This is a genomic window from Breoghania sp. (assembly GCF_963674635.1).
GTDB lineage: Bacteria > Pseudomonadota > Alphaproteobacteria > Rhizobiales > Stappiaceae > Breoghania.
Genome location: NZ_OY771475.1, coordinates 2,261,530 through 2,285,802, shown reverse-complemented (window position 1 = coordinate 2,285,802; position 24,273 = coordinate 2,261,530). Strand labels below are relative to the sequence as shown.

General features: G+C 62.4%; 18 protein-coding genes. 13 read left to right on the top strand and 5 right to left on the bottom strand.

Going from position 1 to position 24,273, the window contains the following annotated elements:
• The first annotated feature begins 238 nt into the window (after positions 1-238).
• Complete coding sequence (locus ABGM93_RS09865; protein WP_321499084.1) at positions 239-1,180, top strand: MBL fold metallo-hydrolase; 942 nt, start codon at positions 239-241, stop codon at positions 1,178-1,180.
• A 16-nt stretch (positions 1,181-1,196) separates the two neighbouring features.
• On the opposite strand, the gene ABGM93_RS09860 is transcribed toward ABGM93_RS09865, so the two are convergent.
• From ABGM93_RS09860 to ppk2, 4 genes are all read right to left on the bottom strand, one after another.
• Positions 1,197-2,093 (bottom strand): DUF1499 domain-containing protein, encoded by an 897-nt coding sequence (locus ABGM93_RS09860; RefSeq protein ID WP_321499083.1) that lies wholly within the window; start codon positions 2,091-2,093, stop codon positions 1,197-1,199.
• Positions 2,094-2,288: 195 nt separating this feature from the next.
• A complete protein-coding gene (locus tag ABGM93_RS09855) occupies positions 2,289-3,914 on the bottom strand; it encodes a long-chain-fatty-acid--CoA ligase (protein ID WP_321499082.1) in 1,626 nt (541 codons plus the stop codon).
• 112 nt (positions 3,915-4,026) lie between these two features.
• Positions 4,027-4,998 (bottom strand): magnesium transporter CorA family protein, encoded by a 972-nt coding sequence (locus ABGM93_RS09850; RefSeq protein ID WP_321499081.1) that lies wholly within the window; start codon positions 4,996-4,998, stop codon positions 4,027-4,029.
• Positions 4,999-5,368: 370 nt separating this feature from the next.
• Positions 5,369-6,208, bottom strand: coding sequence for a polyphosphate kinase 2 (gene ppk2 / locus ABGM93_RS09845; protein ID WP_321499080.1), 840 nt, complete (start codon positions 6,206-6,208; stop codon positions 5,369-5,371).
• Positions 6,209-6,492: 284 nt separating this feature from the next.
• On the opposite strand from ppk2, the gene ABGM93_RS09840 reads away from it, so the two are divergent.
• The 7 genes from ABGM93_RS09840 to phoB all read left to right on the top strand — a co-directional run bounded on the left by ABGM93_RS09840 (position 6,493) and on the right by phoB (position 15,051).
• Complete coding sequence (locus ABGM93_RS09840; RefSeq protein WP_321499079.1) at positions 6,493-7,857, top strand: ATP-binding protein; 1,365 nt, start codon at positions 6,493-6,495, stop codon at positions 7,855-7,857.
• A 764-nt stretch (positions 7,858-8,621) separates the two neighbouring features.
• Positions 8,622-9,647, top strand: coding sequence for a substrate-binding domain-containing protein (locus ABGM93_RS09835; RefSeq protein WP_321505816.1), 1,026 nt, complete (start codon positions 8,622-8,624; stop codon positions 9,645-9,647).
• A 159-nt stretch (positions 9,648-9,806) separates the two neighbouring features.
• Complete coding sequence (gene pstC / locus ABGM93_RS09830; RefSeq protein WP_321499078.1) at positions 9,807-11,294, top strand: phosphate ABC transporter permease subunit PstC; 1,488 nt, start codon at positions 9,807-9,809, stop codon at positions 11,292-11,294.
• A 53-nt stretch (positions 11,295-11,347) separates the two neighbouring features.
• Positions 11,348-12,649: a phosphate ABC transporter permease PstA gene (gene pstA / locus ABGM93_RS09825; RefSeq protein WP_321505814.1), complete on the top strand. Its 1,302-nt coding sequence runs from the start codon at positions 11,348-11,350 to the stop codon at positions 12,647-12,649.
• A gap of 96 nt (positions 12,650-12,745) precedes the next feature.
• Positions 12,746-13,561, top strand: a complete 816-nt coding sequence (gene pstB / locus ABGM93_RS09820; RefSeq protein WP_321338645.1) for a phosphate ABC transporter ATP-binding protein PstB — start codon at positions 12,746-12,748, stop codon at positions 13,559-13,561.
• A 40-nt stretch (positions 13,562-13,601) separates the two neighbouring features.
• Positions 13,602-14,315 carry a phosphate signaling complex protein PhoU gene (gene phoU, locus ABGM93_RS09815; protein WP_321499077.1) on the top strand — a complete coding sequence of 238 codons (714 nt, stop codon included), beginning with the start codon at positions 13,602-13,604 and terminating at the stop codon, positions 14,313-14,315.
• Positions 14,316-14,355: 40 nt separating this feature from the next.
• The gene (phoB, locus tag ABGM93_RS09810; protein WP_321499076.1) at positions 14,356-15,051 is read left to right on the top strand and encodes a phosphate regulon transcriptional regulator PhoB; all 696 of its coding nucleotides are present in this window, start codon (positions 14,356-14,358) and stop codon (positions 15,049-15,051) included.
• 182 nt (positions 15,052-15,233) lie between these two features.
• Here phoB and ABGM93_RS09805 read toward each other — a convergent pair whose 3' ends face one another.
• Positions 15,234-15,758, bottom strand: a complete 525-nt coding sequence (locus tag ABGM93_RS09805) for a GcrA family cell cycle regulator (protein WP_319772294.1) — start codon at positions 15,756-15,758, stop codon at positions 15,234-15,236.
• Positions 15,759-16,126: 368 nt separating this feature from the next.
• On the opposite strand from ABGM93_RS09805, the gene ABGM93_RS09800 reads away from it, so the two are divergent.
• The 5 genes from ABGM93_RS09800 (at position 16,127) to ABGM93_RS09780 (ending at position 24,254) form a co-directional block, all read left to right on the top strand.
• Positions 16,127-17,326, top strand: coding sequence for an aspartate aminotransferase family protein (locus ABGM93_RS09800; RefSeq protein ID WP_321499075.1), 1,200 nt, complete (start codon positions 16,127-16,129; stop codon positions 17,324-17,326).
• Positions 17,323-18,261 (top strand): ornithine carbamoyltransferase, encoded by a 939-nt coding sequence (gene argF, locus ABGM93_RS09795; protein WP_321499074.1) that lies wholly within the window; start codon positions 17,323-17,325, stop codon positions 18,259-18,261. The genes ABGM93_RS09800 and argF overlap by 4 nt, the downstream gene beginning before the upstream one ends.
• Positions 18,258-19,259, top strand: a complete 1,002-nt coding sequence (locus tag ABGM93_RS09790) for an Hsp33 family molecular chaperone (RefSeq protein ID WP_321499073.1) — start codon at positions 18,258-18,260, stop codon at positions 19,257-19,259. Before argF ends, ABGM93_RS09790 begins: the two co-directional genes overlap by 4 nt.
• 166 nt (positions 19,260-19,425) lie before the next feature.
• Positions 19,426-20,868 carry an efflux RND transporter periplasmic adaptor subunit gene (locus tag ABGM93_RS09785; RefSeq protein WP_321499072.1) on the top strand — a complete coding sequence of 481 codons (1,443 nt, stop codon included), beginning with the start codon at positions 19,426-19,428 and terminating at the stop codon, positions 20,866-20,868.
• Positions 20,865-24,254 (top strand): efflux RND transporter permease subunit, encoded by a 3,390-nt coding sequence (locus ABGM93_RS09780; RefSeq protein WP_321499071.1) that lies wholly within the window; start codon positions 20,865-20,867, stop codon positions 24,252-24,254. Before ABGM93_RS09785 ends, ABGM93_RS09780 begins: the two co-directional genes overlap by 4 nt.
• Positions 24,255-24,273: the final 19 nt, after the last annotated feature.

Here is a 24,273-nt window from a genome sequence, read left to right as displayed (position 1 = left end):
ATCGGGAAGATGCCTGTCTTTCTGAAAAAGGGCTTGTGCCTGTCCTGTCCGGCTGCTTCAGTACCTTTCCCCATGGGGAGCGTATTGCGCCCGTAGCCCGCAAGACAGGGCATGTGCGGTACGGTCACTCAGGGTTGCGATGGCTGCACGCCCGCACCGGGCGCGCAGCGCGGACACGTGATCATGTCCGTTTGCGCTATCGCCTCATAAAGGTCCCAACCTGAATGGCCCTGGTCTGATGCCATGTCCCGGGCCCAGTCCGGAGCATCACGTCCTGCCCCTCCTTCATGACCGAACCTTCGATCCGCGTTACGGTGAAGCCGTAAAGCTGTCGCCGCTCGTTGCGCGTCTAACCGCGCCGAATGCGAGTCCTTTCACGTTTCACGGCACGAACACCTATCTGGTCGGCGATCGGGAACTGGCCGTGATCGATCCCGGTCCCGATGACAACGCTCATGTGCGCGCCATTCTGGACGCTGCCGCCGGGCGCCCGATTTCCCATATCGTCGTTACCCACACCCATCGCGATCATTCCCCGGCCGCGCGCGCGCTGAAGGCGCTGACGGGCGCCCCGATCATTGGCTCTGGGCCGCATCGTCCCGCACGGCCTCTCAATGTCGGAGAGGTCAATCCCCTGGACGCTGGCGGCGATACAGAGCACGTGCCAGACCGCGAACTGAAGGATGGGGAGGTGCTGGAGGGGGACGGCTGGTCGCTGGAAACGATCGAGACGCCCGGTCACACGGCGAACCACCTGGCTTTCGCCTGCAAGGAGGACGGGACACTCTTTTCCGGTGATCACGTAATGGCATGGTCGACCTCCATCGTCGCCCCGCCGGACGGGGCCATGGCGGACTACATGGCCTCGCTGGACCGGTTGATGGCTCGCGCGGAGGAGGTTTATTACCCCGGCCATGGAGGCCCTGTGCGCGATGCGCCGGCCTATGTGGCGGCCCTGAAGGAACATCGCCTGGCGCGCGAGGCGGCCGTTCTGGCGCGCATCGAGGCGGGGGACGAGCTTATTCCGCAGATGGTGAAGGTCATCTACCGCGATATCGACCGGTCCCTGCACGGTCCGGCGGCCCTGTCAGTGCTCGCCCATGTGGAGGATCTCGTCGCCCGAGGTCGCGTCATTGCCGACGGTGTTCCCTCGCTGACGACCCACTACACACCCGCCTGAGCGGATCGGTTCGCGGTCAGCCACTGACGGGGGCCTCCAACTGTTCTGGCTTGTCACCGGGAACGGGTACGTCGGGTTCGTCTGGCCCGACATCCAGCTTTTCATATTCCAGCGGCACGCTTTCGGCAGGCGCGGTGTCGCTTTCCTGAACCTCGGTGATGCCATAGGCCTCGGTCAGCACCCTGTCGACACCCGCCAGAAGCGAACGGATCCGCCGGGCGTTGGTACCCAGATCATGTTCGCCCAGACGCGAGGCCGAGCGAATATCCAGCCGGGCGCCGATGGCGTCGGGCAGGATGCGCACGGTCACGTCATCGACGAAACCCAGCAGCAGCGTCCGCGCTTGCGCGCGAATGACGGCGGGATCATCGTTCATGGCCGGGGCGAGATGGGCTTCGATTGTCCAGCCCTGGTCTTCGATGACCTGTTCCACCGCGGCGTATAATTGTGAAGTGCCGACCGGAAAGCGCCGCGGGACGATATCAGGATAGGCTGCTCGCTGGGCAGCGGGGCGAAGATGTTCATCAGGCTGGGTGCGGTTTTCCGAAAGCGCCAGCCGCGGCGGCGAGTCCAGATCGGTGGATATGTCCGTCAGCCGCGGATAAAGGATCGCCGCCGCCGTCACCGCAGCCGCGGGCGTCAGCGCAATGAGGCCGCAAATGAGGCCGAAAACCGCATCGCCCACACCCGGAGCGCCCCTGCGCCAGATCGCGGCAACCGCGGCAATTGCCGCCACCACGGCCGAAAGTGCCAGTGCGAAGCCGAAGCCGAGCACGGAAAACAGTGCGACCGTATCAAGGTGGCCGCTGCGATGCAGAGCGGCCGCGATGCCAATGACCGGTATCGACACGACACCGGCAAACCGGCTGTAGCTCGCCGCTTTTGCGCGGCGGATCGGAAGGCGTTTGCGCATTGGGCCTGACGAAAATCGGGGGGCGGACCGAAACCGGTGCCAGCCGGAAAACGAGGATGCAGCCGATGTCGGTGGATCTCACACGAGATCACTCCGGCTATCTGCTCCCAAGCCATAGCACGGCGTCGGGAGCAGGCAAACCGGTCTGCACGTTGTCGTTGATCCGACAGGCGACGGGCGTCGCGCCCCCTCAGATCAGATCGTTGGCAACTGATAGTTGGAGAAACTCTCCCGCAAGGCGGTTTTCTTGATCTTGCCGGTCGCCGTGTGCGGGATTTCACTCACGATGACCACATCATCCGGCATCCACCATTTTGCGATCTTGCCCTGCATGAAGGCGAGAAGGTCCTCACGCGTCGGGTTGGTCCCTTCGCGCGGCACGATCACAAGAAGCGGGCGCTCGTCCCATTTCGGATGGGCCACGCCGATGGCGGCCGCTTCCGCCACCTCCGGATGGCCGACGGCGATGTTCTCCAGATCGATGGTGGAGATCCATTCCCCGCCGGACTTGATGACGTCCTTGGCCCGGTCCGTGATCTGCATGTAGCCATGCGCGTCGATATGGGCGACATCGCCGGTATCGAAGAACCCGTCCTCGTCCAGAACCTCGCCACCTTCGCCCTTGAAGTAGGAACTGGTCACCGCGGGGCCTCGCACTTTCAGGCGCCCGAAGGTCTTGCCATCCCAGGGACGTTCCACACCGTCGTCGTCGGTCACCTTCATCTCGATGGTGAAGGGGGGGTGACCCTGCTTTTCCTGAATGTCGAGCCGCGCCTCTCCCTCAAGATCCGCATATTCCGGCTTCAGCGTGCAGACGGAACCGAGCGGGCTCATTTCCGTCATGCCCCAGGCGTGAATGACGCGGACATCATAGTTGGTCTCGAATTTCTCCGTCATGGCGCGCGGGCAGGCAGAGCCGCCAATCACCACGCGTTCCAGATAGGGCAGGGCCTTGCCGGTGCGCTCCAGGTAGTCGAGAAGCATCAGCCAGACAGTGGGGACGGCGGCGGTGAAGGTGACCTTCTCGGTGTCCAGCAACTCCCAGATCGCCTCACCGTCCATCCGCGCGCCCGGCATGACGAGGCCGGCCCCCGCCATCGGGGCGGAAAAGGCCAGCGACCAGCCATTGGCGTGAAAGAGCGGCACAACGGGCAGCACCCGGTCGCGGCTGGACAGGCCCAGCATGTCGACCTGCAACGCGGCCATGGCATGCAGCACGTTGGAGCGGTGGGAATAGACGACGCCCTTGGGATTTCCCGTCGTGCCCGAGGTGTAGCAGATGCCGGCCGCGGTGTTTTCATCGAAGGCCTTCCAGGCGAAGTCGCTGTCGGTCTCGGCCAGCCATTCCTCGTAGGCGATGACCGACAGGCCGGCCTCCGGCAGGTGCTCTGCGTCGGTCAGAACGATGATCTTCTCGATGGTCGTCAGCTGATCCCGGATTTTCTCCACGATGGGCAGGAAGGTCAGGTCGACGAAAAGGAATCGGTCCTCGGCGTGGTTGAGAATCCAGGCGATCTGATCGGGGAAAAGGCGCGGATTGACGGTGTGGTAGATCGCGCCGATGCCAAGAAGGCCGTACCAGACCTCCATGTGCCGGGCGGTGTTCCACGCGAGCGTCGCGCAGCGGTCCCCGAACACGATGCCGTCATGTTCCAGCCGTTTGGCGACCTGCAGAGCGCGCCCGCGCAGATCCTTGTAGGAAATGCGCGTGATCGGGCCTTCCACCAGGCGGGAGACCACCTCGCGATTGCCGTGATAAGTCGCGGCGTGATCCAGTATCTTGTTGCAGGTAAGTGGCCAGTTCTGCATCAGACCGAGCATTGCATTCCTCCCAGTATCTTCGTCGGCATGACGTTCATGTCGACGAAATTTCCCTTATCTTTTTAAGGATTAAAGACAAGGTGGAAGGTGCTGTCCAGTGCTCGTTTGAGCTTTAGAGCCAGCCGCGCCATCGAAATAGTCCATAGGTGCCGAGCGCCGAGGCCAACATGCCCGCAACGGCGATCGGATACCCGTATGTCCAGTGCAATTCGGGCATGATATCGAAATTCATGCCGTAGCTGGAGGCGATGAGCGTGGGCGGCAGGAAGACGACCGCGAGAACCGAGAAGATCTTGATGGTCTGATTCTGCTGCAGGTTGACGAGGCCGAGCGTGGCTTCCAGGAGGAAGGACACCTTGTTGTCGAGCGTTGCCGCGAATTCGTAAAGCGATCGCGCGTCGCGGGTCAGTGACTTGACCTGCGCCCGATCGGCGGAGGTCAGTCCGAGCTTCTTCTCCCGCGTGGTGAGGAACTGGAACAGCCGCGAAAGGCTCACGAGGCTTTCCTGGATTTTCGATTGGCGGGTGCCGAGCCTTCCCAAGGTGCGGATGATGTCATCATAATTGTGATGCGCGCTGGCCGGGCCTTCGGTGTCGAAGATCTCGGTGGAAAGCTGGTCGGCCTCACTGCCCGCCAGTTCCAGAACGTCGGCGATGCGATCGATAATCGCGTCCAGAATGACCAGCAACATGCCCTTGCCATTATGGGCCTCCACACCGGCCTTGAGCGCGCGCTGGCGCGCCATTGCAAAGCTGACCGGCTCGTCATAGCGCACACTCACCAGCCGCCCGCTCTTCACGATGAAGGTTGCGACGGTGGTGATGGGGCGGCCCGCCTGCGTTCCGCACAGTACGGTCGCGGACATGATCAGCGCCCCGTCCTCCTCATAGAGCCGGCTGGAGGTTTCGATCTCGACACGCTCCTCGTGGGTCGGAACGTCGACCTCAAGCAACTTCGCCACCAGGCTTTCTTCCTCGGGGGAGGGGCGGTTCATGTCCAGCCACACCCAGTTTTCGGGCAGATTGTCCGGCGTTGCCTCCACCGGCGAGACGCCGAACTGGCTGGGAACAAAGACCGTGATCAAGACAGCACCTCTTGGGTTTCTCTTTGAGGCGGGAAGACGCGGCGCGATGGGGACGGCAATGCGGCACGGCAAGGTGGCTTTGGTGACGCTGCCCCTTATCGTATCTCACACCCGTCCGTCTCAAGCCTCTCACCCGATTGCACCGAACGGTGCGGGGCACAAGCGGAAATGATGAGACACGCATTCCCTTGCAGACACATAACGCGCAGCATCGGCCATTCCTCGGCCGATGCTGCGTCCTTGAGAGCAAGCTCTAACAGGTGCCTTCGGTTCCAAATATGACAATCAGCGCACGTTCGCCGCGTGCGTTCGCCGCGCGCGCATTGACGATCCGGGTCGCGCACGCGTTGGCGCTCGGCGCTGGTTTCGCCTATTCCTCCGTTTGCAGGAAACTCGGGGCCGTTCCCAGAACCTGCGGGTCGATTTCACCAATGGCTCTGGTGTCCTTGTCGTCGTAGTCGAGATGAGAAAGCACATGGCGCATGGCGTTCAGGCGGGCGCGGCGCTTGTCATTGGCCCGAATGATTGTCCAGGGGGTGCCGGCGGTGTGGGAGCGGATGAACATGCGGTCGCGCGCTTTCGTGTAATCGTCCCACTTGTCCAACGCTGCGACATCGATGGGCGAAAGCTTCCAGATCTTGAGCGGGTCATGACGCCGGTCGTGGAAGCGTTTCTGCTGCATTTTCTGCCCGATATTGAGCCAGATCTTGAACAGGATCATTCCGCTGTCGACCAGCATCTGTTCAAAACGCGGCACCTCGTCGAGGAATTCCTCTGTCTGCTCCCGCGTACAGAAATCATTCACCCGCTCCACAACCGCCCGATTGTACCAGGAGCGATCGAACAGCACGATTTCGCCCGCCGTCGGCAGTTCGGTCACATAGCGCTGGAAGTACCATTGCCCCGCCTCGGTGTCGCTCGGCTTGGAAAGCGCCACGATACGGGCAAAACGCGGGTTCAGGTTCTGCCGGAAACGCAGGATCGTGCCGCCTTTGCCCGCCGCATCGCGTCCTTCGAACAACACGACGACGCGTTGCCCGTTCTTGCGGATGGAGCGTTGCGCCTTGACGAGCTCGATCTGCAGCGCGCGCAGGTCCCTTTCGTAGTGCTTGCGTTTGAGCTTGCGGTCATAGGGATAGCCGCCGCTGCTCATGGCGCCTTCCGCGATGCTCCTGGGCAGTTTCGGATCGTCCAGATCGAAGTCTTTCATGGGCTCGCCATGCCTTTCCGTTTCCACCGGACAATGCCGGATCCTGTCGACGGCGCGGGGGCAGACCGTCGTTTGCCTGTCATCGACCGCATGCTATCTGCGGCAGATCTTATCTGCAGCTGGCGCAGGCATAAAATGCTATCGCATATGCGGATAGGACCAATTGATGGTTCTTGTGCGCGGGCATTTGCCCGATAACATCGCCTGAGATCGGAGTGTTGCGCAGCGCGGCTCCTGGACACGCCCCCCCCTCGGGGCAATGAAGGTTAAATTGTTGATCGATCATGAGTGATCCTGCAAGCCACGGCTCTGAACTGCCTGCTCCGCAACGGAATGCGCAAACGGGCGCCCTGTCGCCAATGCAGCGTCTCTTTGCGCTGCGCTGGCTGCTGGTTGTCTGGGCCTTGATGCTGGCCGGCGGTGTGATCGTTCATGATGTGCCGCTTGACCACGCCGTCGTCGCCTATGCGCTCATCCTTCTTCTGGCGGCAATCCTGCCTCAGCGCCGGGCTTTGGTCATGGCGCGCCGCGCCGCCACGCGGGCCCCGACCGCCTGGCCGGATACGGGCATGAAGGTTGCGGTGGATGCCCTGTCCCAGCCCTGCTTCATTATCGATCGTCGCGGTGTCACCCGTTATGTGAACGAGATTGCCAGCCAGCGATTTCCGTCCGTGAAACCGGGCGATCCGCTTTCCTTCGGCCTACGCCCGCCTGCGCTCCTCGAAGCCCTCGACAGGGTTTCCGGCGGCGGAGCTGCGGAGAGGATTTCGTGGGGCGAGAAAGTGCCGACGGAATCGTGGTTCGAGGCGCATATCGCACCAATGGAACTGCCACGAAGCCGATCGGCAGCGGGTGGGGCCCCGGATTTTGTTCTGGTCAGTGTGCGCGATCTCAGCGAACAGCACCGTCTGGAGCGCATGCGTGCGGATTTCGTCGCCAATGCGAGCCACGAATTGCGCACCCCGCTGGCATCCCTGACCGGCTTTATCGAGACCTTGCAAGGTGCGGCGCGCGAGGACCCGGCCGCGCGTGACCGGTTCCTCAAGATCATGCAGGAACAGGCGCAGCGGATGGGGCGGCTCATCGATGACCTGCTCTCGCTCTCGCGCATCGAGCTCAAGTCGCATGTCCGTTCCGACGCGCGGGCGGACCTGGGGGACATCGCGCGCAGCGTTGCCGACGCGCTGGGGCCGGTTGTCGCTGAACAGGGGGTTACGTTGGAGCTCGATCTGCCCGATGAACCCATGACAGTGGTGGGCGAGCGCGACGAACTCGTTCAGGTTCTCGGCAATCTCGTCGAGAATGCCGCGAAATATGGCATGGAGGGCGAACGGGTTCTCGTCAGTTGCAGTCGCGAAACGGCGACGGGTGAGCGCGGTGGTGAATGGCGCCTTTCCGTGCGCGACTGGGGCCCCGGTATCGCGGCAAAGCACCTGCCGCGTCTGACGGAACGCTTCTACCGTGTGGAAGAGGCCTCCAGCCATCCGATGAAGGGCACCGGCCTGGGGCTTGCGATCGTGAAGCATATTCTCAACCGGCACCGCGCGCGCCTGGAGGTGAAAAGCGCACCCGGCGAGGGCGCGACCTTCACGATCTGCATCCGTGCGCAAGATGACGAAGCCGCCACGTCGGCCGCCGCCGCCCAATAGGCCTCCCCCCTTCTGTCGAGCATCGGGCCGCTCAATCGAGATCCGGCCAAGGCAACCTGTCCCCCATCTTCCCGTCAGTCCCCATGCAGGGAGGCGTCAGGAGAGTCGCTCGACTTCCCGGCTCTCCTGCCAGCCGTTTTGTCATGTGCATGACAATCTCAGTGATGGGAAGCTGGAAAAACAAGCAAATTCATGGGCTTATACCGTCATATAACTGATAGAAAACTGTCATATGAGTCACATACAGCCTGACTAGGTTCACCGCATCCCGAGGGGCTAACTGGAAACACTTAGCCCGTGGATGGGGGAGGGCATTGCGCGCCGCAAGACAGGGGCGGGATGGCCTTTCTTCGAATGAATGTCAGGCGTCTGAAGCGTGAAGTGCTGATGTTTGTGTTCGCGCCAAATCGACTTTGCGAACGCAAGGACTGGAGCCTAGCCCGGGACCGACGTCGGTCCGGAGAACGGGGGGCTTGAACAGCAGGGGCGGGCGTTCGCAGGTCTGTTCCGGTCTGTCCAAAAGGGCAGGCCGTACGGCTTTCGACACCACGTCGCATCGGCGAGAAATGCTGAAGGAATTCAAATGCGAAACAACGTCATCACAACGTTATATCGCGGACATATCAACGAGGCCGTCCACGGATGGGAAGGCCCCGCGACGACAGGAACGGCGCCCCTTGGCGCCGGACCCGTTCGGCAGGCTTCCTGACATTGAGAGCAAACGTCTCACCGCTTTAAAACCATGGAGAAGACCCGTGAAATCCATCCGTCTTGCTAGCGTTGCCGCAGGCGCGCTCATTCTCGCCGCCACAGGTGCGCAGGCCCGTGACCAGGTCCAGATCGCCGGTTCCTCGACGGTTCTCCCCTATGCCAAGATCGTTGCCGAGAACTTCGGCGAGGTCTTCCCCGACTTCAAAACCCCGGTTGTCGAGTCCGGCGGTTCTTCCGCTGGTCTGAAGGAATTCTGCAAGGGCGTCGGCCCGAACACCATCGACATCGCCAATGCCTCGCGTCGCATCAAGGACAGCGAAGTCGAGGCCTGTAAGGCCGCTGGCGTCACCGAGATCCAGGAAATCCGCATCGGCTATGACGGCATCGTCTTCGCCTCCGACATCAACGGCCCAGACTTCGCGCTGGAGCCGGTCGACATGTACAAGGGTCTGGCCGCCAAGGTCGTCGTCGACGGCAAGCTGGTCGATAACCCCTACAAGACCTGGAACGAAGTGAACCCGGACTTCCCGGCCTGGACCATCGCCGCTTATATCCCTGGCGAGAAGCACGGTACCCGCGAAGTCTTCGAAGAGAAGGTTCTGAAGGCTGGCTGTGAAGCCGCTGGCGATCTGGAAGCACGCATCGCCGCCGGCATGGACAAGAAGGCCGCCGGCAAGGATTGCATGGCTGTCCGCAAGGACGGTTCCGCGGTCGACATCGATGGCGATTACACCGAAACGCTCGCCCGTATCGATGCCAACAAGCAGGGCATCGGCGTGTTCGGCCTGTCCTTCTACGAGAACAACGCTGACAAGCTGAAGGTCGCCACCATGAGCGGCGTCACGCCGACGGTGGAATCCATCGCCAAGGGCGAGTACCCGGTCTCCCGTCCGCTGCAGTTCTACGTCAAGAAGGCCCACCTCGGCGTGATCCCGGGCCTGAAGGAATACGTGGAGTTCTTCATCTCCGACCAGATGGTCGGTCCGGACAGCCCGCTCGCCGACTACGGTCTCGTTCCGGCGCCGGACGCCGAGCGCGACGCCGTGCGCGAAGGCTTCGAATCTGGCAAGACCCTCTAAGGTCTTTCCCAACGGGAGGCGCGGCGACATTCGCCGCGCCTCTTCGTCTGCATATTGTTCGTCCTCTGCAAGACACTCGTCCGGCGCTCGCGCCGCCACGCCTTTCAATATCCGGGCAGCTCCGGTGGAGCCGGTCCGAACGGTCCAAGTGGAATCGGAATGAGCACCTCGACCATTCTTCTGATCATTCTGGTCCTTGCGATCCTGGCCTATGGGCTGGGCATCGCCACCGCCAAGAGGCGTGCCGCCGCAAGCGGCGAAAGACTGCATTCCCGCGAAGGCTACTATGGCGTCTTCGCGCTTCTATGGACGGTTGTACCGTCCACAATCCTGTTGGCCTGCTGGCTCATCATCAGCCCACTGGCGATCGATGAAGCGGTGCGGGAGGGCTTCCCGGATCCGGCTGACACCGAGATGTCCGTCTCTGATGGTCTCGCCATGAGCATGGTGACATCCATTGCCTCGGGGCTGCGCCGTCTCGACGGAGCCGAATACCAGGCCGTTCTTTCCGACTTCTCCACGCTGCGCGAAGCCCTTGGCAACAAGGGCGTGCCGCTTGCAGGCGCCGGCGAGCCCTTCATGCTGGATGCGGCCATCCATCTGAACGACTGGAATGACGCCAGCCGCAATTGGATGAGCGCCGCCGTGCTCGCCCTTGCCATACTGGGACTGGTCTTCGCCCTGTGGCGCATCCAGCCTGCGGTGCGCGCACGCAACTCCGTCGAGCGGGCGATCATGGTTGCCCTGGTTGGCGCGTCCGCGATCGCGATCCTGACAACTATCGGCATCGTGCTGTCGATGCTGTCGGAAACCGTCCATTTCTTCCGATCGGTGCCGCCGCTTGAGTTCTTTTTTGGCACGGTCTGGGACCCGCGCTTTGCCGCGACCGTCGGTACCACCTCCAGCGACGGCCAGTTCGGCCTGATCCCGCTTCTGGCTGGCACGCTCTACATCGCTTTTGTCGCCATGCTGTTCGCGGTGCCGATCGGGCTCTTCGCGGCGATCTATCTGGCGGAATATGCCGGATCGAAATTCCGCTCCGCAGCCAAGCCGCTGATCGAGGTTCTGGCGGGCATCCCAACCATCGTCTACGGCTTCTTCGCCATGGTGACGGTCGGGCCGATGCTGCGCGACCTGTCGCTGGCCATTGACGGCATGTTTGCGGACACGGGAACCCCGTTCATTCAGGCGCAGAGCGTGCTGACGGCGGGCTTCGTCATGGGCATCATGTTGATCCCCTTCGTGTCCTCGCTGTCGGATGACATCATCACAGCCGTTCCGCGGTCGCTACGCGACGGTTCGCTCGGTCTCGGTGCCACACGCTCGGAAACGATGAAGCGGGTGATCCTGCCGGCCGCACTTCCGGGCATCGTCGGTGCGCTGCTGCTGACCGCGTCGCGCGCCATCGGCGAAACCATGATCGTGGTTTTGGCGGCTGGTGTGGCCGCGCGCCTGACCATCAATCCCTTTGAACCGATGACCACTGTGACGGTCAAGATCGTCAACCAGCTTACGGGCGATCTTGAGTTCAATACGCCGCAGACGCTGGTCGCCTTCGCACTGGGCCTGACGCTGTTCTTCATCACGCTCGGGCTGAACATCTACGCGCTCTATATCGTGCGCAAATACCGGGAGCAGTACGAATGACGGACCTGACCGTTAGCGGACCCGTTCCTGCGGAAAAGAAGACAAAAGACGCGATGACGACTTCGCAAGGAAAAGGCCAGCGCGTCTGGCGCGATATCGGGATCAAGCGGCGCTATCGTGCCGAACGCCGGTTCAAGATCTATGGTCTTGGCGCGGTGCTGTTGGGCCTGCTGTTCCTTGCGCTGCTGTTGTCCTCTGTCGTTTCCAAGGGCTACACGGCCTTCCAGCAGACCGAGATCCAGCTCAACATCACCTTCGACAAGAACGTGATCGATCCGCGTGGACAGGCGGCGCGCAACGAGCGTGTGCTCATGATGGCGAACTATCCGGTTCTCGCCACTGGCGCGCTTACCGAAGCTCTGGGGCTCGATCCGTCCGACCGCAAGTTGCGCAAGGACCTCTCCGGCATGATTTCCGGCGGTGTGCGTACGCAGCTCCGCGACATGGTTCTGGCCGACCCCTCCCTGATCGGACAGACCCGTCCGGTCTGGGTGCTGGCGGCCGCCGACGTCGACAGCGCTTTCAAGGGGCAGATCGATCTTTCCGTCGACGAGAGCCGCCGCAAGGTGAACGATCGCCAGGTTGAGTGGATGAAAACGCTCGCTGCGAGCGGCGCGCTGGAGAAGCGGTTCAATACCGGCATCTTCTTCAATGGCGCCTCCAGCCGCCCGGAAATGGCGGGCATGGGCGTGGCGATGATCGGCTCCATGTACATGATGCTGATCGTGCTGGCGCTGGCGCTTCCCATCGGCGTGGCGGCGTCCATCTATCTGGAGGAATTCGCGCCGAAGAACCGCTGGACCGATCTCATCGAGGTCAACATCAACAATCTGGCGGCTGTGCCGTCCATCGTCTTCGGCCTGTTGGGGCTGGCGGTCTTCATCAACTTCGCCGGGCTGCCGCGGTCCGCGTCGCTGGTTGGCGGTCTTGTCCTGACGCTGATGACCCTGCCGACGATCATCATCTCCACCCGCGCGGCGCTGAAGGCGGTGCCGCCTTCCATCCGCTCCGCGGCGTTGGGTATCGGCGCTTCCAAGATGCAGATGGTCTTCCACCACGTGCTGCCTCTGGCCGCCCCCGGTATCCTGACCGGAACGATCATCGGTCTGGCGCAGGCACTGGGGGAAACCGCACCGCTCCTGCTGATCGGCATGGTCGCCTTCGTCGCCGACTTCCCGGCAACGCCGATGGATCCGGCAACCGCGCTGCCCGTGCAGATCTACATGTGGGCGAACGAGGCGGAGCGTGCCTTTGTGGAGCGCACTTCGGGTGCCATCATCATTCTGCTGATGTTCCTGGCAGTCATGAACATCACTGCGATCATTCTGCGGCGCAAGTTCGAGCGGCGCTGGTAAGCGCACAGCGAATATCGCATTGCGGACAGAACAGGCGCGTCATGCCGGCTTTGGGGCATCAGGCCAGGCGGCGATAACGCTGAAGGGAATTGAAAAATGAGCGATGCAATGGAAATGACGGACGGCTTGACCGGCGATGCGCCGGTTCCCAGCAATCCGATCATGATGCGCGCCAACAAGGTCTGCGTTTTCTACGGAGAAAAGCAGGCGTTGTTTGAGGTGGACCTTGATGTGGCCGCCAACGAGGTGACGGCACTGATCGGCCCTTCGGGTTGCGGCAAGTCCACATTCCTGCGCTGCCTCAACCGCATGAATGACACCATTGACGGCTGTCGTGTCTCCGGCGAGATCACGCTTCAGGGCGCGGATATCTACGATCCGAAGGTGGATGTGGTGGAGCTGCGGGCAAGCGTCGGCATGGTGTTCCAGAAGCCCAACCCGTTCCCCAAGTCGATCTTCGAGAACATCGCCTACGGCCCGCGTATTCACGGTCTTGCAAAGAACAAGACCGACATGGAAGAAATCGTGGTGACCAGCCTCCAGAAGGCAGGGCTTTACGAGGAGGTCAAGGATCGGCTCAACGAGCCCGGCACCGGTCTTTCCGGTGGCCAGCAGCAGCGTCTGTGCATCGCGCGCGCCATCGCCGTTAGTCCGGAAGTGATCCTGATGGACGAGCCGTGCTCCGCCCTCGATCCCATTGCCACCGCCCGTGTGGAAGAACTGATCGACGAGCTGCGCGAGAACTACACGATCGTGATCGTCACGCATTCCATGCAGCAGGCCGCGCGCGTTTCGCAGCGCACCGCTTTCTTCCACCTCGGCAAGCTGGTCGAGGAAGGGGCGACGGACACGATCTTCACCAGTCCCAAGGACAAGCGGACCCAGGATTACATCACGGGACGCTTCGGGTAATCCCCGACCGCCGAATGGCGCAGGAAAAGAGGGAAAAGGCATGGCAGAGCATATCGTAAGCGCATTTGATCAGGAACTGCGGCAACTGGCGAGCCGGATTGCGGAAATGGGCGGTCTCGCGGAGACCATCGTCAACGACTCCATCGTGTCCTTGACGCGTCTGGACACCGAGCTTGCGCAGTCTGTCGTTCTCGCTGACCGTCGTCTCGACGCCTTGCAGTTCGAGATCGAGGACAAGTCCGTCCTGATGATCGCACGCCGCCAGCCGATGGCAGGCGATCTGCGCCAGATCGTGGCGGCCATGCGCACCTGCAACGAGCTGGAACGCGTCGGCGATCTCGCCAAGAACATCGCAAAGCGCGTCATCGCCATCAATGGCGAGTTTCATTCCAAGAAGCTTGTCATTGGTGTGGAGCACATGGCGGAACTGGCCATGCAGCAGCTCAAGACTGTTCTGGATGCCTACACGCAGAGCAATGCCGAGGAAGCCCGCAACGTGCGTGAGCGCGACGAGGAGATCGATCGGCTCTACACTTCCCTGTTCCGCGAGTTGCTCACCTATATGATGGAGGATCCGCGCAATATCTCCATGTGCGCGCATCTTCTGTTCTGTGCCAAGAACATTGAGCGTATCGGCGACCACGCGACCAATATCGCGGAAAACATCCACTACATGATCACCGGCGAGCAGCTCACGGACGAGCGCCCGCGTGCCGACGAGACGGAATACTCCGCTGATGACGGCGAGAGCTGATCTCGACGCGCAGACTGGAATGAGGCTGGAGACCTAAGGAATGGCGAAGGTTCTTGTCGTAGAGGATGAGGAACCGCTCAGGCTGCTTCTGCAATACAATCTGGAAGCGGAAGGCTACGTGGTCGAGACCTGTGCAAGGGGCGACGACGCCGAGATCTTGCTGCGCGAGTCGCAGCCGGATCTTCTGTTGCTGGACTGGATGCTGCCGGGGCTTTCCGGCATCGAGTTGTGTCGGCGCCTGCGTGCACGCGAGGAGACCGACCGCCTGCCGATCATCCTGCTGACAGCGCGCGGCGAAGAGGCGGAGCGCATTCGCGGTCTCTCCACCGGAGCTGACGATTATGTCGTGAAACCCTTCTCGATCCCCGAACTGGTGGCCCGCGTGGCGGCGATCCTGCGCCGCTCCAAACCGGAGGTGGTGTCCTCGCAATTGCGCTCCGGTGACATCGAGCTCGATCGCGAAACCCGCCGGGTCTATCGCTCGGGCCGCGAGATTCATCTGGGGCCGACGGAATTCCGCCTTCTGGAGTTTCTGATGCAGGCGCCAGGCCGCGTCTTCTCGCGCGAGCAGTTGCTCGACGGGGTCTGGGGCCATGATGTCTATGTCGACGAGCGCACCGTCGATGTTCATGTCGGTCGTCTGCGCAAGGCGATCAATCGCGGCAAGGCGAAGGATCCGATCCGCACCGTGCGCGGCTCCGGTTATGCCTTCAATGACCAGTTCGCGGCAGCCTGAGGCCGCGAACGACGCCGCGCGTTCGCGCGTAGATCCCGTATTGCAGATCTGAAATACAAGAAAACGGCCGCTTTGGAAGCGGCCGTTTCTCTGTAGATCAGGGCTTGTCCGTCACATGCGTGATGGGGAAGCCAATTTTCGTTTGACCGGCCCGCATGAGGGCAGGTCGCCCGGTCTCGCGATCAGCCCCGAGCCCGCTGCCCGCCGCGCTTGCGGTCGTTCATGGGCTGGTAGGCGATGCGGCAATGGTGCGGGCAGTAGGGGACGCCCGGCTCCGAATTGCGACCGCAGAAATAGAAATCCTCGCGGCTCGGATCGCCGATGGGCCATTTGCAGGTCCGCTCGTTGAGCTGAAGGATCGTGGCACGCTGTTCTTCGGGGATCACCAGCTCGGCCACCGGGGCAGGCTGGGCCGCGACCACGGCAACGGGTGCCGCTTCCGCCTTCAGCGCCGTCGCGCCAACCGTACGCGGGGCTGCGGGCGGGGCCGCAGGCCGGGTGGTGGGCGCAGATGCCGCAGGACGGGTGCGTCGCGGCTTTGCAGGGGCGCTGGCGGTTTTCGCACGGCCGGAGAGTCCAAGCCGGTGCACCTTGCCGATTACAGCATTACGAGTAACGCCACCAAGTTCGGTGGCAATTTGACTTGCGCTCAGACCTTCTGACCAAAGCCTCTTCAGAAGATCAACGCGTTCGGTTGTCCAGGACATTTGATAACAACTCCGCCGAATAGCCGCTTCTCAACGGATATACTCAGTCTTCAGCCGCCGGATGACGCCTGCCAGATTTAACAGATTGGTTACGAACTCGGTCCGCCACACGAGATGTCGTGTCTGAGTGCCCGCAGAGTACAATATGGCGGAAAGCCGTCGCAACCCTGCCTCATGCAAAAACGGCGGATAACCTCGGTTTTCCCCAGTTAAGCTGAGGCAGTTATGCCCGGTTTCAGAGCAATTTATCCGGTCAAGCTTTGCATTGACACTATCGGGCGCTGGCGGTGTATATAGGTCCTTCGCAGCCGTGCCGCCACATTGGCGGCACGCTTTGTTTCTGGCCCTGTTTGACTGGGGATCGGATGATGAGTTCGTCGTCTCTCTTTGGAACCTATGCACGTAGTAATCTGGCTTTCGTCAAAGGCGAAGGCAGCTGGCTTGAGACGGCTGACGGGCGACGATTTCTCGACTTCGCCGCCGGCATCGCGGTCAACTCCCTTGGCCATTGCCATCCGCACCTGACCTCTGTTCTGCAGGAACAGGCGGCGAAACTGTGGCACGTCTCCAATATTTATGCCGCACCCGGTCAGGAGCGCCTGGCCGAGCGCCTTTGCGCGGCAACGTTCGCGGACCGTGTCTTCTTCACCAATTCGGGTGCGGAAGCCATGGAGGCCTGCATCAAGACGGCACGGCGCTACCAGTATACCAAAGGGGCGCCCGAGCGTTTCGGCGTGATCACTTTCGAAGGCGCCTTCCACGGCCGCACCATCGCCACCATCGCGGCGGGCGGTCAGGCCAAATACCTGGAAGGCTTCGGCCCCAAGGCGGCAGGCTTTGATCAGGTTCCCTTTGGCGATCTGGACGCGGTGAAGGCGGCCATCAACGACACGACCGCGGCGATCCTGATCGAGCCGATCCAGGGCGAGGGCGGCATTCGCCCCGTCCCGCATGAATTCCTGCGTGGTCTGCGCGCCTTGTGTGATGCCCACGGTCTGCTTCTCATCTATGACGAGGTGCAGACGGGCGTTGGCCGTACGGGCAAGTTCTTCGCCCATGAATGGTCTGGCGTCGCCCCCGATATCATGGGCGTTGCCAAGGGCATCGGCGGTGGCTTCCCGATGGGGGCATGTCTGGCGACCGAAGAAGCGGCGGCCGGAATGGTCCCCGGCACCCACGGCACGACCTATGGCGGCAACATGTTGGCCATGGCTGTGGGCAATGCCGTGCTCGACATCGTGCTGGACGATGGCTTCATCGAGGACGTGGCGCGCAAGGGGATTTTGCTGAAGCAGAAGCTCGCTTCCGTGGTCGACAGCAACCCGGACGTGTTCGATATGGTGCGCGGAGAAGGTTTGATGCTCGGCATCAAGTGCAAGGCACCGGTGGGCGAGGTTGTCGCCAGCGGGCGCAATCACGGCATTCTCACCGTGCCGGCGGGCGACAATGTCATGCGCCTGCTGCCGCCTTTGACGGCGACGGAAGAAGAAATCGACATGGCCGTGGAGCGCTTGGATGCGGCGGCGATGTCTGTCAAGGACGCGATGATGAAGGGGGCGAGCGCGTGAAAAAGAATGCAGGTACACGCGACTTTCTCGATCTGAGCGAGGTCCCGGCGACCGAGCTCAAGGCAATTCTGGCGGAAGCGCGCAGGATCAAGGGCGCGCGCAACGGCGTACGACGCGGCGAAGGTCCGCTGGCGGGCAAGGTGCTGGCCATGATCTTCGAGCAGCCCTCCACGCGTACACGCATCTCCTTTGATGTGGGTATCCGCGAGCTGGGCGGCGAGCCGCTCATGCTGACGGGCCATGAGATGCAGCTGGGCCGTGGCGAGAGCATTCCCGACACGGCGCGTGTGCTGTCGCGGTTCGTGGACATGATCATGATCCGCATTCTCAGCCATGAGGACCTGCTGGAGCTGGCGGAATATGCGACCGTGCCTGTGATCAACGGGCTGACAAAGAACTCGCATCCCTGCCAGATCATGGCGGATCTGATGACCTACGAGGAGCACAAGGGATCCATCGCGGGTCGCCGCATCGCGTGGGTTGGCGACAGCAACAACGTGCTTCATTCCTGGATGGAGGCCGCCGAGCGTTTCGACTTCGAGCTGCGCGTCGCGACTCCGCCGGAACTCGCCCCTGACATGGCGAAGGTGGACAGGATCCGGTCCGCTGGCGCCAACATCATGTTGACCAACGCGGCCGAGGAAGCGGTGGAGGATGCCGATTGCATCATCACCGATTGCTGGGTGTCGATGGGCGATGAGGAAGAGCAGTATCGTCACAATCTGCTCAAGTCCTTCCAGGTCAATAACGCGCTCATGGCGAAGGCCAAGAGCGATGCGATCTTTATGCATTGCCTGCCAGCCCACCGCGGCGAGGAAGTGACTTCCGAGGTCATGGACGGTCCGCAGTCGGTGGTCTTCGACGAGGCGGAAAACCGCCTCCACGCCCAGAAGGGCATCATGGCATGGTGCATGGGAGCTATGGCGCAGTCATGAGCGATGAGACGCAGGCGGTAACAGAAGCGGGCCCGGTGGAACTGGCCGGCGACGATGCGGTGCTGCCCTTCGCCGTGGAGCCGCTCGATGTGCGCGGGCGCGTTGTCTATCTCGGCAAGACGCTCGACGCCATCCTTCAGCGGCATAACTATCCCGAGCCGGTGTCCCGTCTTCTCGGTGAGGCGATCGTGCTCACGGCCCTGCTCGGAACGTCGCTGAAATTCGAAGGCCGCTTCATCCTGCAGACGCAGACCGATGGTCCCGTCTCCATGCTGGTGGTCGATTTCGAGACCCCCGACCGCATCCGCGCCTGTGCCCAGTTCAAGACTGAGGCCATCGACGAGGCCGTGGCCGCACAGCGTACGTCCTCGACCGATCTGCTCGGGCGGGGCACGCTTGCCATGACCATCGATCAGGGCCAGCACATGAGCCGCTATCAGGGCGTCGTCGCGCTGGATGGCGGAACGCTGGAAGATGTCGCGCACCGCTATTTTGCCCAGTCGGAACAGATCCCGACCCGGGTGCGTCTTGCGGTTGCCGAGGTGCTGGAGCGTCAGCCGGGAGAAAAGCCGAGCCAGTCCTGGCGCGCGGGCGGTTTGATCGTCCAGTTCCTGCCGGAAAGCCCGGAACGGATGCGCAAGCCGGATCTTCACCCCGGCGATGCTCCCGACGACATCGATCTGCCGGAAATGGGCGACGAGGACGACGCATGGGTGGAAGCTCAGGCGCTGGTTGACACCGTCAAGGATGTGGAACTGACCGATCCCGACATGGCCGCTGAGCGTATTCTCTTCAGCCTGTTCCACGAACGCGGTGTTCGTGTCTTCGATCCGCAGCCGTTGCATGACCGTTGCCGCTGCTCGCGAGAGCGCGTGAGCGACATGTTGCGCGGCTTTTCTGCCGATGATCGCGACCACATGACGGTGGGCAATCAGATCGAGGTAACCTGCGAATTCTGTAACACCACCTATCATTTCGATCCCGCCGATTTCGACTGAGAGCGGAAAGGCGGCGGGCCCGGACTGATGTCTGAGGTTCCTCTTACGGAAATTTAATCCAAGGCGACCTGATTTCAGTGCATTATTGCGCCTATGGGATCAGAGCCCCGTCCGGCAAACTGCCGACGGAGAACCGGCCGATGGTCGGGCTTGGAGAAATACGCCGTTGCTGAAGACGATCGACACCGAAACCGGGGCGCCGACGTCCGGTTCCTCCGCGACGCGACAGGATCAGGCCCGCGCGGGTGACGGCGCTCCTGATGATCCGCCGCGGCGCTTCTCGACTTTGACCGCAACGCGGGCGCTGGCGCAGGTCGTGATCGCCGCCGTGATCCTTGTCGGTGCCGTCTACACCTATTTCCATCTCGTGGAAACGCGCAAACCCATACCCTCCCGTCCCGAACGCGAGCAGGTCTATGTGGTGCGCTCGGTCGAAGCCTCCGTCGGGGACCAGCGCCCGATCATCTCTCTTTATGGTGAGATCGTCGCCGCCCGCACCGTGGAATTGCGCGCGCTTGTCGCCGGCAAGATCGTCAACGTCAGTGACAATCTTCAGGCAGGCGCCCCGGTGGATGCGGGGGACAGCCTCGTGGAGATCGACCGCTTCGCCTATGAGGGGGCTCTGGTTGAGGCGAGGGCCAATCTGGCCGAGGCGCGCGCCCGTCTGATCGAGTTGGAAGGCGGCGTCACGCTTGAACGCGCGAATGTGGAATTCGCACAGGAACAACTCAGCTTCGCCGAGCGCGATCTGGAGCGCGGACAGCAGCTTCTGGCGCGCGGCTCCGCCACCGAACGCACCATCGACGATCGTGGGCTGATCGTCAGCCAGCGTCGCCAGCAGCTTGATCAGCGTCGCTCCGCGCTTGCAGTCGAAGAAGCGCGGGTGGAACAGCAGAAGGCGACGATCGCGCGTCTTGAATGGAAGCTCCAGGAAGCCGAACAGGCGCTTGCAGACACCACGCTCGCCGCGCCCTTCGATGCGGTCGTGCGCACCGAAGGGGCTGAGGTCGGGCGTCTTGTCAATGTCAACGACGTGGTGGCTGTCCTTTACGATCGCAACGCGCTGGAAGCTCGTTTCACCCTTTCCGACAACCAGTACGGTCGGCTGCTGGACGAGGCGGGAAAGCTCTTCGGGCGAAAGGTGGAGGTGATCTGGTACATCGGCAATGAGCCCGTGACCTTCACGGGGCAAATCGTGCGCGTCGGCGCGGATGTGGCCTCCGAGCGCGGCGGTGTGGATGTTTTTGCCCGGATCGAGGCAGGAGACACCGAAGTCCCGCTGAGGCCGGGCGCATTCGTGGAGCTCAGAATCCCGGACAGGCTTTATCAGCAGGCCGTGCGCCTTCCTGAAACCGCGATCTACGGCGGCAGACATGTCTATGCCGTTATCGACAATCGGCTGGAACGGCGCGATGTGAACGTCATCGCCTATGAGGGCAGCGATGTCATCGTGCAGGGCGATATCGCCGACGGCGAACGCATATTGCAGACCCAGATTTCCCAGATCGGCAATGGCCTGCTCGTGCGCGAGGAAGGTCAGACGACCGCTGGGCCGGGGCCGCCGGGCAAGCCGCCGGCTGCGGCTTCATCCGAAGGAGCGCGCCCGTGAACCGGCTCGATCGGATCAACGGCCTGGCCAGCTTCTTCGTGCGCCACCCCAATGCCGCCAATCTTGTGATGGCGATGCTTGTCCTGTTCGGGATTTACGGTCTCGTACAGCTCAATACCCAGTTCTTTCCCACCATTGAAAGCAACAATATCTCCATCTCCGTGAAATGGCCCGGCGCCAGCGCGGAGGACGTGGAAGGCAACATCCTTCAGGCAATCGAGCCCGAAGTGCGCTACATCGACGGCGTGGATGAGGTCGTTTCCTATGCCCGCGAGGGCGTGGGCAGTATCCAGATCGAATTCGTCGAAGGCGCGGTGATGTCCAAGGCGCTCTCCGACGTGGAACAGGCCGTCAAGGCGGTCACGACCTTGCCGGAAGATTCCGAGACCCCCACAGTCAGCTACCGCCAATGGTACGACCGGGTCGCCCGCATCGCCATTTCCGGCGATTTTCCCGAACGCTCCCTTATCGAGTTTGCTCGCAAGATCCGTGACGATCTGATCGACCGCGGTATTGACCGCGTATCCTTCAACGGTCTGCGCGCGCAGGAATATGTGGCCCGGATCCCGGAGCGGGAGCTGCGTCGCCTCGGCATGAGCGTTGCCGATGTGGCGGAGCGTGTCGCCGCCAACACGCGCGACCTGCCCTCCGGCAACGTGCAAGGCGGCGTCGAACGGCAGATCCGCACGATCGCGCCCGGAACGAGCCCGCAGGATATCGGCCGCATCGATATCAAGACCTACGCCACCGGCGAGAAGGTTCGCATCCGCGATGTGGGAACGGTGAATGCGGAGTTCGAGGAGGATTCCGTGCGCGGCTTCTCCAATGGGCTTCCGGCCATTGAACTGACCATCCAGCGTCCGGCCTCTGCCGACAGCCTGAAGTCTGCAAAGATCCTGGAAGACTATCTCGACGAGATCCGCCCGCAGCTGCCGCCGACCCTCAACATCGTCGAATATGAAGCCCGTTCGGACGCCCTGAAGGCCCGCATCGGCATTCTGGTCAGCAACGGACTGAGCGGGCTCTTGATTGTCGTGCTCGTGCTCTACGTGTTCCTGAACGCGCGCATTGCGCTGTGGGTGGCGGCGGGCATTCCCGTGGCGACCATGGCGACGCTGGGAATGATGTGGGTGTCCGGCCAGACCATCAACATGATGTCGGTCTTCGCGCTGATCATGATGCTCGGCATCATCGTCGACGACGCCATCGTGGTGGGCGAACACACCGCCACGCGCGCTGCGATGGGCGACAGTGCTTTCGTTGCGGCGGAACGCGGCGCGAGCCTGATGTTTGCTCCTGTCATTGCCGCCAGCCTGACGACGGTCGCAGCCTTTGCGCCGATCTTTCTTGTGCGCGGCGCCATCGGCCAGATCATGTCGGCCATGCCGCTGGTGGTCATCGCGGTGCTGGTTGCGTCTCTCATCGAATGCTTCTGCGTCCTGCCGGGGCATCTGGCCCATGCGTTGAAGCCTGTCGCGCGGCGCGGCTGGCACTGGTGGCGGCATGGCATCATGGCGGGCGCAATGGCGCTGTTCATCATCGGTCTGGCTGCGCGTCCCGATATCGAAGTCATGCCAAGCCTGGACGGTCTTGCCACCTTCGCGCGCGCGCTTGAGGATCGCCTCGGTGTGCTCGCCTTCGATCTTCTGGCCGTTGCCGTTTCCTTTGTCGCGGCCGGGCTGATCGAAGCTGTCATCGTCGGGCTGGAAAGGCGCTGGCGTTCACGCAGTGACGCAGCCCCGGCCTTGCCGCGTCGGCTGTTCGATGCAGGCTTTGCGCGTGTGCGTGACGGGGGATTTCGCACGTTCGTGTCGCTCGCTTTCCGTTGGCGCTATGTGACGCTCTCTGTCGCGCTTGGCGCACTGATCGTGGCGAGCGGCTTCGTGGCCGGGGGGCGGGTCGGCTTCGTGTTCTTCTCGTCGCCTGAGGCTGAGAACATCAGGGCCACGGTTCACTTCAATGCCGGTATTCCCGAGCAGGAAGCGGTAGCCGCGCTGGCCCGTATCGAGCAGGCGTTGCGGCTCGCGGAGGCCGACCTGACCCGCGATGACAAGCAGGATCTGGTGGTCGCGTCCTTCGTCACGTTGGGCGAAGCTGGTCGCAACCAGAGCAGCAACGTGGCGGGCATCGACGTGCAGCTCACCGATTCCGAAATCCGCACCATCCGCACACCCGAGATCCTGAAGGCATGGCGCGAGAAGCTGCCAGACATTGCCGGCATTGAGCGCGTTGCGATCTTTGAGCGCCGCGGCGGGCCTCCGGGCCGCGATATCGATGTGCGGTTGCGCGGCAACGATTCCGCCTCCCTCAAGGCGGCCTCTCTGGAAGTGCAGAAACTCCTGACCGGGTTTCCCGGTGTCAGCGGTGTGGCGGACGATCTGCCCTATGGCAAGCCGGAACTGGTCATGGAGCTGACCGCGCGCGGCAAGGCCCTCGGGTTCACCGTGAATTCCGTCGGGCGGCAGATCCGCAACGCCTTTGAAGGCGCGATCGCGCGCCGTTTCGCAGAAGCGGAAGAGGAAATCACTCTGCGGGTCCGCCAGGGCCAGACGGATGAAGAAGGCGGCGGCGCATTGCGCTCTCTCAATCTGCGTGCGCCATCCGGCGAATATGTGCCGCTGGGCGAGGTTGTTACGCTGACCGACCGGCAGGGTTTTTCAACGATCTTGCGTCGCGACGGCAAGGCGACCGTCAGCGTGACCGCCGATGTGGACTATGACGTCACCTCCAATGCGGCCATCGTGCGGGAACTCGATGCCGGGCCCATCGCCGATATCGCGGCGCGTCACGGGGTGGACTACAGCTTCTCCGGGCGTCAGGAAGAACGGGCGGAGTCCTTTGCCGATCTGAAGCTGGGCACAATCATCGCGATGGGGGCGATCTATCTGATCCTCGCCTGGGTCTTCGCCAGCTACACCCAGCCGCTGATTGTCATGTCGATCATCCCCTTTGGCATCGTGGGGGCGATCGTCGGCCACTATGTCTTCGGTTACAAACTCACGATCCTGTCGCTGATCAGCCTCCTGGGGCTGGCCGGCATTCTGGTCAACAACTCCATCATCCTCGTCTCGCGCTTCAATGATCGGCGAGAGAGCGACGAAGATATTCACGAGGCCGCCGTGGGGGCTGCGCAGGATCGTTTGCGCGCGGTTCTGCTGACATCGCTCACCACGATTGGCGGCCTGTCGCCGCTGCTGTTTGAGCAGAGCGTTCAGGCCAAATTCCTGCTGCCGATGGCGATCACCATCGTATTCGGTCTGGCGGTCGCAACCCTGCTGATCCTGTTCATCGTGCCCGCGTTGCTGGGGGTTGCCGATGATATCCGAACCGCCTATCGCGGTATCTACGGCAAACCCCGTGACACAGGCCATGCTCCAGCGGAGTGATCGCGGGTGGGGAGGTTGG

Bases quoted from the DNA above. Each gene is read 5' to 3' on its own strand.
- ABGM93_RS09860 (WP_321499083.1), bottom strand. From the start codon at position 2,093: ATGCGCAAACGCCTTCCGATCCGCCGCGCAAAAGCGGCGAGCTACAGC.
- ABGM93_RS09805 (WP_319772294.1), bottom strand. From the start codon at position 15,758: ATGTCCTGGACAACCGAACGCGTTGATCTTCTGAAGAGGCTTTGGTCA.
- ABGM93_RS09790 (WP_321499073.1), top strand. From the start codon at position 18,258: ATGAGCGATGAGACGCAGGCGGTAACAGAAGCGGGCCCGGTGGAACTG.
- ppk2 (WP_321499080.1), bottom strand. From the start codon at position 6,208: ATGAAAGACTTCGATCTGGACGATCCGAAACTGCCCAGGAGCATCGCG.
- phoU (WP_321499077.1), top strand. From the start codon at position 13,602: ATGGCAGAGCATATCGTAAGCGCATTTGATCAGGAACTGCGGCAACTG.
- pstA (WP_321505814.1), top strand. From the start codon at position 11,348: ATGACGACTTCGCAAGGAAAAGGCCAGCGCGTCTGGCGCGATATCGGG.
- ABGM93_RS09840 (WP_321499079.1), top strand. From the start codon at position 6,493: ATGAGTGATCCTGCAAGCCACGGCTCTGAACTGCCTGCTCCGCAACGG.
- pstC (WP_321499078.1), top strand. From the start codon at position 9,807: ATGAGCACCTCGACCATTCTTCTGATCATTCTGGTCCTTGCGATCCTG.
- ABGM93_RS09855 (WP_321499082.1), bottom strand. From the start codon at position 3,914: ATGCTCGGTCTGATGCAGAACTGGCCACTTACCTGCAACAAGATACTG.
- ABGM93_RS09800 (WP_321499075.1), top strand. From the start codon at position 16,127: ATGAGTTCGTCGTCTCTCTTTGGAACCTATGCACGTAGTAATCTGGCT.
- pstB (WP_321338645.1), top strand. From the start codon at position 12,746: ATGAGCGATGCAATGGAAATGACGGACGGCTTGACCGGCGATGCGCCG.
- phoB (WP_321499076.1), top strand. From the start codon at position 14,356: ATGGCGAAGGTTCTTGTCGTAGAGGATGAGGAACCGCTCAGGCTGCTT.
- ABGM93_RS09865 (WP_321499084.1), top strand. From the start codon at position 239: ATGCCATGTCCCGGGCCCAGTCCGGAGCATCACGTCCTGCCCCTCCTT.